Annotated in this window: 1 protein-coding gene; it reads left to right on the plus strand. The window is 56.4% G+C overall.

Translation table 11 applies throughout. The features are described from left to right. Positions 1-370, plus strand: a 370-nt coding sequence (locus B9T16_RS29565; RefSeq protein ID WP_410246482.1) for a sensor histidine kinase, incomplete at both ends; no start/stop codon positions are given.

Below are 370 nucleotides of genomic sequence, written 5' to 3' on the forward strand. Positions count from 1 at the left end.
AGAGGAGCAGGCCAAGGCCCTGGATAAGGCTGCCAGCAAGGCCCAGGCTGCCAGCAAGGCAAAATCGGAGTTCATGGCTGTGATGRGCCATGAGATTCGCACCCCTCTCAATGGCATCGTGGGCGTGGCAGATCTGCTTGCCGATGAGTCGCTTTCCCCTTACGGGCGAGGCCTGCTTCAGTCCCTGGACGAGAGCGTGCTGGGGCTGCAAACAGTGATCAACGACGTTATCGACTACACCAAGTTTGAATCGGGTTCACTGGACTTGAACTCTTCCCCATTCGATATCCGAAGCTTCATCACACAGCTCAGCCGTAGCTACCAACTGCAAGCAGAGAAAAAAGGCATCGACTTTCGGGCTACCGTGGCG

This window comes from Arthrospira sp. PCC 8006, assembly GCF_046480465.1.
Classification (GTDB): Bacteria; Cyanobacteriota; Cyanobacteriia; order Cyanobacteriales; family Microcoleaceae; genus Limnospira; species Limnospira platensis.